This is a genomic window from Mesorhizobium sp. M7A.F.Ca.CA.004.06.1.1, from assembly GCF_003999135.1.
Taxonomy (GTDB): domain Bacteria; phylum Pseudomonadota; class Alphaproteobacteria; order Rhizobiales; family Rhizobiaceae; genus Mesorhizobium.
Genome location: NZ_RZPQ01000918.1, coordinates 1 through 2040, shown reverse-complemented (window position 1 = coordinate 2040; position 2040 = coordinate 1). Strand labels below are relative to the sequence as shown.

Sequence of the window (2040 nt, the reverse complement as noted above, 5' to 3'; positions counted from 1 at the left end):
GCTTTGGCCTTCGAACCGCCTTTGCCCATGACGGAAGCGGCGAGCGACGCAGCACCTCGGGCGGCGACCATGACCGCGCCGGCAGCGACGTTGGCCGTCGCCTTGGCCGTGCGCATCGCACTGCCGCTCAGGGAGTCGCTGGAACTCGCGGGCTTCTTCGGCTTTGCGGCTTTCGGCGCGGCTTTCGCTGCGGTCGGCACCACTTTCTTCGGCGCTGCCTTGCCGAAGGCCGGCTTGGCGTCCTTCGAACGGGCTGTCATCGCCGGGCCGGCGCCGGCCTTGGATTGGGTCGCCTTGCCCTTGGCGGGCGCGGGCTTTCTTGCCTTGGTTGCCATTGGACCGAATCCCTCTTTTGGCACAATTGCCGTGTCGGGATAACGCCCTGAAAGTCTTAAGGTTCCCCTTGCGCAATCCGTCGAATCAAGCGGAAAGGCCGATCACCAGATCGGCAGCCCGGCGCCGCGCGAGCACGCGTTCGATGTTGGGCAGGTCGTTGGACGCGATCCAGGCGCGCGCATCTTCATCGGAGCGGCCATGTCCGTGCCAGCGCTCCATCAGGCGGCGCTCGAGCTCGTTGCGCGGCACGTCGACGAAGATCGAGAAATCGAACAGCGGCGCCAGCCGCGACCACGGCTCTTCGTCGAGCAGCAGATAGTTGCCCTCGACCAGGATGAACTTGGTTTGCGTGGCGACGATCGAAGCAGCGGCGCGTGACAGTTCCATGCTGCGGTCGAAGACCGGGATGGCGATGTCGGGTTCGCCGGCACGGATACGCTTCAGCAGGGCCTCAAACCCGGCAAAGTCGAAGGTTTCCGGCGCGCCCTTGCGCGCGCGCAGGCCGCGCCGCTCGAGCACTGCGTCGTCATAGTGGAAGCCGTCCATCGGCACGACCTCAGCCGCCCCTTCGGGCAGCAGTTCATGCAGCCTTGCCGACAGCGTCGACTTGCCGGAGCCTGGTGGACCGGCAATGGCGACGATGAAGCGCTTTGCCTTGCCGGCGCGTTTGAAGATGGTGGCGGCGAGATGGGCGATTTCGGACATGAGAGCCTCGCTTGCCTGGATGATCGGCACGATAATTTCCGCTGTATCTTGTCGGCAGTTGGCGGAAATTTCAAATCGGGATTTGAGCTATTGGAGGCGGTCTTTTGCCAAAGTTGGCGCCGCCCCTCATCGCCCTGCCGGGCACTTCTCCCCGTATAGTGACGGGGAGAAGGGGCCAGCCGCAATCTCGGCGCCTACTCTGTAACGCTGGTAGTTGGCGAAATCGGTGATGAGAGCACCCCTCTCCCCGTCACTATACGGGGAGAGGATGCCGGCAGGCAGGTGAGGGGCGGCGCCAACTTTGGCAATTGATGGGAACCCCTGAACGAACAGAAGTAAACTGTGCTGTTCGTTCAGGCAGCCACAGGCTGCCCAATACGCAGGAAATCGCTGTCGAAGGGAACCTCCCGCGCCGCGCCACCGGCCGTCAGCCGCATGCGGCCATCCGCCGTCGTGAGCTCCTGCGGTGGCTCGCCGCCAGATAGCGGCATGGCGCCGATGACATGGCGAAAGGAAACGCTTTGGCTTTCGTCCAGCGCAAAGGCGGTCGCTACCCCTTCGCGCCTCAGCCAGTTGTCGCCGATCGAGGCGGCATGGCCGACGGCGGCGCGGCCATCCTCGATGCCGAGCACGCCAAGGTGGCGGCCGCTCCAGGGCGCGTAGTCGCGCCCGCCATTGCTGAGCCACAGCATGGTGATCGGTAGCTCGGCAGGGTTCTTCAGCACCAGCACCAGATCGTCCTCGGCCTGGCGCGCCAGCGCGGTCCAGCCCGGTCCGCCATGATCTGTCTCGACCAGCGTGAGGAAATCCTCGCGCAGGTCGCCCATGCGGTATTCCGTCAGGTCGAGCGTACCGCCGCCTGCGGCGGGAAAACGGCCGAGATCGGCGGATCGTGCCGGATAGGCCAGCAGGAAGCGGCCGCGTGCGGGATCCGGCTCCAGCGGGTCGTCCAGCGTCGCGGCAAACCGCTTCGGCGAAAAGGCCAGCCTGCCGCCGCCC

The 2040-nt window shown here is 65.5% G+C and carries 2 protein-coding genes and 1 pseudogene; all 3 read right to left on the bottom strand.

Annotated features, from left to right (window positions below; all coding sequences use genetic code 11):
• Positions 1-335 (bottom strand): hypothetical protein (locus tag EN906_RS32105; protein WP_127375681.1); only part of this gene is annotated, 335 nt, incomplete at its 3' end.
• Positions 336-420: 85 nt separating this feature from the next.
• Positions 421-1041 (bottom strand): nucleoside triphosphate hydrolase, encoded by a 621-nt coding sequence (locus tag EN906_RS32100; protein WP_127267261.1) that lies wholly within the window; start codon positions 1039-1041, stop codon positions 421-423.
• Between the two features lie 353 nt (positions 1042-1394).
• Positions 1395-2040: pseudogene (locus EN906_RS32090) on the bottom strand (hypothetical protein); the annotation flags it as partial.

What these genes read in the sequence shown, in the direction of transcription:
- EN906_RS32100 (WP_127267261.1), bottom strand. Translation starts at nt 1,041, where the DNA reads ATGTCCGAAATCGCCCATCTCGCCGCCACCATCTTCAAACGCGCCGGC.